Source organism: Streptomyces sp. CBMA156, assembly GCF_014596515.1.
GTDB lineage: Bacteria > Actinomycetota > Actinomycetes > Streptomycetales > Streptomycetaceae > Kitasatospora.
Window position 1 is genome coordinate 1 of sequence record NZ_MSJQ01000011.1, and the last position, 6,984, is coordinate 6,984.

9 protein-coding genes and 1 pseudogene are annotated in these 6,984 nt (G+C 73.2%); 2 read left to right on the top strand and 8 right to left on the bottom strand.

The features are described 5' to 3' along the window. The 7 genes from BU198_RS00690 to BU198_RS00720 all read right to left on the bottom strand — a co-directional run. On the bottom strand, positions 1 to 1,141 hold a 1,141-nt coding region (locus tag BU198_RS00690), incomplete at its 3' end, for an MFS transporter (RefSeq protein ID WP_317619894.1). Positions 1,142 to 1,251: 110 nt separating this feature from the next. Continuing rightward, positions 1,252 to 1,563, bottom strand: coding sequence for an ArsR/SmtB family transcription factor (locus tag BU198_RS00695; RefSeq protein ID WP_188294823.1), 312 nt, complete (start codon positions 1,561 to 1,563; stop codon positions 1,252 to 1,254). Positions 1,564 to 1,731: 168 nt separating this feature from the next. Further along, complete coding sequence (locus BU198_RS00700) at positions 1,732 to 2,118, bottom strand: VOC family protein (RefSeq protein ID WP_188294824.1); 387 nt, start codon at positions 2,116 to 2,118, stop codon at positions 1,732 to 1,734. Continuing rightward, a complete protein-coding gene (locus BU198_RS00705) occupies positions 2,115 to 2,411 on the bottom strand; it encodes an ArsR/SmtB family transcription factor (protein WP_188294825.1) in 297 nt (98 codons plus the stop codon). Before BU198_RS00705 ends, BU198_RS00700 begins: the two co-directional genes overlap by 4 nt. 151 nt (positions 2,412 to 2,562) lie before the next feature. After that, positions 2,563 to 3,063, bottom strand: coding sequence for a nucleoside deaminase (locus BU198_RS00710; protein ID WP_188294826.1), 501 nt, complete (start codon positions 3,061 to 3,063; stop codon positions 2,563 to 2,565). Positions 3,064 to 3,169: 106 nt separating this feature from the next. Beyond that, positions 3,170 to 3,640, bottom strand: a complete 471-nt coding sequence (gene cynS / locus BU198_RS00715; protein WP_188294827.1) for a cyanase — start codon at positions 3,638 to 3,640, stop codon at positions 3,170 to 3,172. 157 nt (positions 3,641 to 3,797) lie between these two features. Further along, positions 3,798 to 4,406, bottom strand: a complete 609-nt coding sequence (locus BU198_RS00720; RefSeq protein ID WP_188294828.1) for a carbonic anhydrase — start codon at positions 4,404 to 4,406, stop codon at positions 3,798 to 3,800. Positions 4,407 to 4,531: 125 nt separating this feature from the next. Here BU198_RS00720 and cynR point away from each other — a divergent pair, with 125 nt between their 5' ends. Next, a complete protein-coding gene (gene cynR, locus BU198_RS00725; RefSeq protein ID WP_188294829.1) occupies positions 4,532 to 5,440 on the top strand; it encodes a transcriptional regulator CynR in 909 nt (302 codons plus the stop codon). A gap of 98 nt (positions 5,441 to 5,538) precedes the next feature. Further along, positions 5,539 to 6,252 carry a hypothetical protein gene (locus BU198_RS00730; RefSeq protein ID WP_317619895.1) on the top strand — a complete coding sequence of 238 codons (714 nt, stop codon included), beginning with the start codon at positions 5,539 to 5,541 and terminating at the stop codon, positions 6,250 to 6,252. A gap of 233 nt (positions 6,253 to 6,485) precedes the next feature. Here the strand turns inward: BU198_RS00730 and BU198_RS44155 are convergent. Further along, a pseudogene (locus BU198_RS44155) lies at positions 6,486 to 6,984 on the bottom strand (DUF6928 family protein); the annotation flags it as partial.

Sequence of the window (6,984 nt, forward strand, 5' to 3'; positions counted from 1 at the left end):
GCAGGAGGACGGCGGCCAGGGCGGCCGCGGCGAGGGCGGCGCCGGCCAGGGGCAGGTGGCGGGGGCCCGCGGTGGTGACGATGGCGCCGCCGAGGGTGGTGCCGAGGGTGATGCCGAGGTTGGAGAAGGAGATGAAGAGGCTGTTGCCGAACTCGGGGGCGTCGGTGGCGTCGCGGGCGAGCCAGGCCTGGGCGACGGCCAGGCCGCCGGAGTGGACGGCGCCCCACACGAGGACGGCGGCGAGCATGGGGGCGGTGTGGGGGCCGACGGCGTCGAGGAGGAGGTAGAGGGCGAGGTAGAGGACCGGGTAGGCGGTGACGGTGCGTACCAGGCCGCGTTCCAGCAGGCGGCCGAAGACGAGGTTGCCGGCGGTCATGACGACGCCGAAGGCCATCAGGGCGGGGCCGGTGAGGGAGGCGTCGAGGCCGGTGACGTTCTCCAGGTACTCGGCGATGTAGCCGTAGCCGCTGAACATGGCGGCGAACAGGAGGGTGACGGCGGCCACGGCCAGCCACAGCCGGCCCTGGCGCAGGATGCCGAGTTGTCCGGCGTAGGTGGGCCGGCCGGTCTCGGGCAGGTCGGGGAAGAAGGCGAGGAGGCCGGCGCAGGCGGCGAGGTTGACGGCGGCGGCGGTCCAGAACGCGGCGGGGACCGTGAGGTGGTCGGCGACGTAGGAGGTGAGCGGGACGCCGAACGCGAAGCCGGCGCTGACGCCGGCGAAGACGGTGGTGGCGGCGCGGGCTTCCCGGCCGGGCGGGGCCAGGCGGGTGGCGGCGGTGAGGGCGAGGGCGAAGAAGACGGGGTGGAACAGGGCGGGCAGGATCCGGAAGGCGAGGACCAGCGGGAAGGAGTCGCTGAGCGCGTAGACGGCGTTGGCGACGGCGAAGACGGCAAGTGCCGTGGCCAGGACGGTCTTTCGGCGCAGCCGGGAGGCGAGCAGGACGCCGGCGGGGCCGGTGGCGGCGACGGTGAGGGCGAAGGCGCCCACCAGGGTTCCGGCGGTGCCGGTGCTGACGTCGAGGCGTTCGGCCAGGGAGGGCAGGACGCCGACGACGCCCATCTCGGTGGTGATGATGCCGAACACGCCCAGGGCCAGGACCGGTACGGCCAGGGCGTTGCGGGCGGGGGCGGTGCGGGGCACGGACGACCTCCAGTGGATACACAAATCTAGATAGTTGGATGCGTTAGGGGGAAGAAAAAGGGGGCGCCGGCCGGGCGCCCCCGCAGGGCAGGGGTGGTGCGTGGAGGGGGTCAGAGTTCGTCGCGTGCGTACGCGGCGAAGGCGGCGATGGTCTCCTCGTTGCGCCGGTAGAAGGTCCACTTGCCGACGCGTTCGGACACCAGCAGTCCCGCCTCGCGCAGGATCTGGAGGTAGCCGGAGACCACCGACTGGGCGAGCCCTGAGCGCTCGCGGATGTCGGTGACGCACACGCCGATGTGGAAGCCGACGCCGCGCTCACGGTAGTAGGGCTCGTCGAAGTAGAGCTCGGGTGTCTTGAGCCAGCGCAGGAAGTCCGCGCGCGCCGGGTTGGCGAGCGCCTTGTGCACGGCCAGCGGGTCCACCGCGCGCACTCTCCTTCCGCCGTCCGGCCCGTCGGGACGTATCTAATATTCTGGATACGACCTTGGGTGTCAAGGCGGCCCCGCCGCCCCTCCCCCGCCCGGACCCCCGACGCCCCGACGCCCCGACGCCCGGCGGAGGCCGGGGCCGGGGGGTCGGGGGGCCGGGGGTCAGTGGTACTGGGCGATCTGGATGAGGTTGCCGCAGGTGTCGTCCAGGACGGCGGTGGTCACCGGCCCCAGGGCGAGCGGCGCCTGGGTGAAGCGCACGCCCAGGGCGCGCAGCCGCTCGTACTCGGCGTGCACGTCGTCCACGGCGAAGGAGGTGGCGGGGATGCCGTCGGCGGCCAGCGCCGCGACGTAGGCCTTGGCGGCGGGGTGCCGGTCGGGTTCCAGGACCAGTTCGGTGCCGTCGGGCTGGTCGGGTGAGACCACGGTCAGCCAGCTGTGGCCGCCGAGCGGGACCTCGGTCTTCTTCACGAATCCCAGCACGTCGGTGTAGAAGCGCAGGGCCTTGTCCTGGTCGTCGACGAAGACACTGGCCAGGTTGATCCTCACGGGGCGTCCTCGGGTGGTTCGGGCCTGAGCCAGCGGGCGGTGATGCGCTCAAGCGGTTCGGTGTCCAGGTCGTGGAACTTGTAGCGGCCCTCGCGCCGCACCCGCACCAGGCCGGCCGCCTCCAGCACCGCCAGGTGCTGGCTGACCGCCTGCCGGGAGAGGCCGAGCGCGTGCCGGGTGGTCAGCCGCACGCGGATCTCGAACAGCGACTGGCCGCCACGCCCGGCCAGCTCGTCCAGGATCAGCCGGCGGGTGGGGTCCGCCAGCGCCTTCCACACTCCATCGTCGGTCACCTCCCCACCATAGGCAAGCCGGGACTTGCCTACCAGGCGGGGGCCGGACGACGGGGCCCGACGACGGGGCCGGAATCGAGGCCGTCCCGGCCTTTCGCCCAGGGGTGGTGAACCGCGGGGCCGTACCCGGCAGGTGTCCGCGGTCTTGGGGTCAGGCGGCGGTGGGGGCGCCGGCGACGCGGCGTTCGCCGCCGTTGCGTTCCTGCCAGAGGCGGTAGACCCCGACGGCGGCGTCGTGTTCCTCGTGGCGCATCGGCATCCGGCGTTCCTGCCAGGGCTTGGCGAACTCGCCGTAGAAGGTGTCGAGTTCGAAGTACCTGCGGTCGTCGACGTAGTGCGGTTCGTAGGCGTCGCGGGTGGTGAGGAAGACGACCTCGTCCGGGGAGCAGTAGTAGAGGGCGCCCAGGCACATGGGGCAGGGGTGGGCGAGGACGTAGACGGTGGCGCCGGTGAGGTGCTCGGTGCCGAGCCTGGTGCAGGCGTCGCGGATGGCGAGGATCTCGGCGTGGGCGGTGGGGTCGTCGGTCTGGGCGACCCTGTTGGGGCTCTCCGCGAGGATCCTGCCGTCCTTGACGATGACGGTGGCGAACGGGCGCCCGCCCTCGGCGACGTTGCGGCGGGCGATGTCGATGGTGCGCTGGGCGAAGTCCATGAGGGGGCCTCCGGGGAAGAGGGACGGGGATGGAGCGGGGACGGGGAAGGGGAAGCGGGGGGCGGGCGGGTCGTCCCGGGCCCGCCCCCCGTCAGGTGATGATCTGTCAGAATGGCTTGGTGGGGAGGTACTTGCCGTCGAGGGTGATGACGGCGCGCTCGCCGCCGTCGGGGTCGGCGACCTTCCTGACGTCGAGCCTGAAGTTGATGGCGGAGATGATGCCGTCGCCGAACTCCTCGTGGACCAGGGCCTTGAGGGTGGTGCCGTAGACCTGGAGCATCTCGTAGAAGCGGTACATCGTCGGGTCGGTCGGGATGCGGTCGGGCATCGAGCCGCGCAGCGGGATGGTCTGCAGCAGCAGCGCCGCGTCGTCGTCGAGGCCCAGGAGTGCGGCGACGGCCTTGGCGGACTCCTCCGGCAGCGGGTGCTGGCCGAGGACGGCGGCGGTGGTGAACGCGACGGAGAGGCCGGAGGCCTCGGCGATCTGCTTCCAGGAGAGGTTCTTGCGGGTCTTGGCCTCGACGGCCCTGTCGGCCAGGGCCTCGCGGGCGCTCCGGTTGAACTGTGCCTGCACCATGATCGGTCGTGTCCTTTCGGCGATGGGGTGGCCGCTCCGCGGAAAGGGGAGGCGGGGCGGCCCGGGGAGTGGGTCGGGGTGGGACGGGTCGGGATGGAGTTGCTGCGGGGGGGGGGGTGGCTGCGGGGGGTGGGGGTGTGGCTGCGGGGGGGGGGGGTCAGGCCGCGAGGGCGGTGCCGGCGGTCAGGTCGGTGGCGCGGCCGGCGGTGACGTCCTCGACGCGGCCGGTGGGGATGTCGTAGACCCAGCCGTGCAGGGCGAGCCGGCCCTGTCCGAGGGCGCGGGCGACCGAGGGGTGGGTGGCCAGGTTCGCCAGCTGGGCCGCGACGTTGTGGCGCACCAGGGCCGGGACGTCGCCGGCGGCGGCGGTGCGGGCCACCGAGGCGTGCGCGTGGCGCAGCCAGGAGGCGACGGCGGGGGCGTCGGTGAGGTCGTGGCCGTGGGCGAGGGCGGTCATGGCGCCGCAGGCGGAGTGGCCGCAGACGATGACGTCCTTGACGTTCAGGGCGGTGACGGCGTACTCGACGGAGGCGGCGATGGCGTCGGGCTCGGGGCTGTGGGCGGGGACGAGGTTGCCGGCGGTGCGGATGACGAACAGGTCGCCGGGTTCGGTGCCGGTGATCAGTTCGGGGACGACGCGGGCGTCCGAGCAGCCGATGAACAGGGTGCCGGGGGTGTGGTGGGTGGCGAGGCGGGCGAAGAGGTCCGCCTTGGCCGGGAAGACGTCCCGCTGGAAACGGGCGACGCCGTCGGTGAGGTCCTGCATGGTCACTCCCCTTCGGGTGGTGGCCGGTCCTGGTGGGCCGGTGAGATCCACCATGCATGACCTGTATCTATAGTGTCCAAGAGTTGTAGGGGATGTAAGCCATTGGTGTTGTCTATAGTGGGTGGATGGCCTCTCCGGAACTGCGTCACCTGCGGTATCTGCTCGCCGTGGCCGAGCACGGCAGCTTCACCCGCGCCGCCGAGGAGCTGCACGTCTCGCAGCCCACGCTCTCCCAGCAGATCCGGCAGCTGGAGAGGACGCTGGGCGTGCAGCTGCTGGACCGTACCGGGCGCAGCGTGCGGCTCACCGATGCCGGCGCGGTCTACACCGGTCATGCGCGGCGTGCGCTGCGTGACCTGGCCGCCGGTGAGCGTGCGGTCCACGATGTGCAGGACCTCTCCCGCGGTCACCTGCGTCTGGGGGTGACGCCGACGTTCACCGCCTACCTGGTCGGTCCGCTCGCCGCCGGGTTCCACGCCCGTCACCCGGGGGTGAGCCTCACGGTGGCCGAGATGCCGCAGGACCGTCTCGAGGCGGCTCTGCTCGCCGACGGCCTCGATCTCGGCATCGCGTTCGCCGGCCCCCACCCGCCCGGTGTCACGGCGACCGCACTGTTCACCGAGTCCCTCAGCCTCGTCGCCGCCGCCGCGCGTGCCCGGGAGCTGCCCAGCCCGCTGCCGGTGCATGCTCTGGAGGGTGAGCAACTCGCCCTGCTGACAGGGGGCTTCGCCACTCGCGGCCACATCGACGCCTACTTCGCCCGGCACCGGGCCGCGCCGCGCATCACGGTGGAGGCCGACTCCATCCAGGCCCTGACCGAGATCGTCCGGCGTACCGGTCTGGTCACCGTCCTGCCCGAGCCCATCGCCGACGACCACCCCCAGCTGGTCCCCGTCCCCCTCGATCCTCCCCTGCCCACCCGCACCGCCGCCCTCCTGCACCGCACCGACGCCTACCGCAGCGCCGCCGCCCACGCCTTCGCCGACCTCACCCACGACGTCGTGCGCACCCGCGGCTACGCCCCGCCCCGGTGAACCCCCGCCCGCCGTCCTGCCTGCCGTCCGGCGGCGAGTGCCGCCGCGGGCGTGCCTGCCTCTGAACTGCGCCGCGTCACAGGCATAGGCTCAGAGCCGTGTCCCAGCCTCCCGACGACAGTGACCACCTGGCCATGGCGTTCCCCGGCCCGCTCGCGGACGATGTCCGGGTGGTCCTGGCGGCCATGGGGACATCACGGCTGAAGCCGGCGGCCCCGTTCCCGGTCGACGTGCAGGGCCGGCTCCTCGCGATCCCCACTCGGCTGTACAACGACGAACCGTCGGCCGATGCGCTGGAATCCCTCTCGCCACGACAGCTGACGATCCTGCACTGCCTGTACACCAGGCACCATGACGGGAGGATCCGCCGGCGTCACCTGGAATGCGTCGTCGGCTCCGCGCAGCCTTGGGTCGTCCCGTACGTCGTGCAGCTGGCCGGCGAGTACGTGGTGGAGATCCTGGTGGTCATCCGGGAAGCACTCGGCGACCTGGATACGCCGGGCACCGCCCTCCGCGCCGCCTACGGCCGGTTCATCGTGGACAATCCCTCCTTCTTCGCCCGTACCCAGAGGCGGGTGGTCAGCTACTGGAGCTGCTACCACCGTCTCGACTACACACGTTTCCCGGACTATCCGGGCTGTACCGTGCTGGAGCTCCTGCGGGCGGCGGCCTCCGACCTGGCCGGCCACCCCTGGCCCCGCCTCACGCCGCCGGCCGGCAGGGCCGGTCCGAGCGGCCACTGCCAGACCCCGTACCGGGACGTGGCACTGCGGCCGGCACCCGGAGGCTCCCCGGCCCGGCCGCCGGTGTGACCGAACGCGCGAATCCCGAGGCGGACCGCCCCCTTTGGTGCGGGAGAGCCGGGTAGCGGGCCGGACGGGCTTCCCGCCGGATCCGGCGGGACCGACGCGCAGTCCTTGGGCCCCGCCGAGGTGGCGCCCGCGGCTACCCGGCATCCCGCCCGGCCGACGTGCCGCCGGGACCCGGCACGCAGCTGCGCGGCGGGTCCCATGGCCCGCCACCGCCGCCCTGAGCGCCGCCTCCGTCACCGCGGGACCGGGAGCGTCCGGTCCCGTACGAGGAAGCCGTGGAGCGCGATGGCGTAAGCATCGACGTCACCGGGCTCCGGGCGGCCCTCCATGACGGACCCGCAGAGCGCGCGCAGCGCGTCCTCGCCCATGGCCGGCGGGTGGAAGGGCAGCGGGCAGGGCCTGACGTCCTCGCCCGGCCACGCGATGACACCGGCCGGCCGTTCCCCGGCCCGGCAGGGGACCTCGAAGGGAAGCGGATCGCCGGTGTCCTCGACGATCCCGCCGCCCGGGGAGGGACTCGGCGAGCGGATGAGACGCCCGTCCTCCCGGACGCCGAAGGCCGGCCGGCCACACCGTGCATGGCGTACAGGAGCATCCGCCGGCCCGCGCCCGCCGCGACGAGCTCGCCGGGGAGCCGCGACGGCAGACCGACCATCACACGCCGGTCGCAGACCGGTCCGGTCCCCGGCCGGCTGCCCGCACAGGCCCGGCCGCGCGGCGCACAGGCCCCGT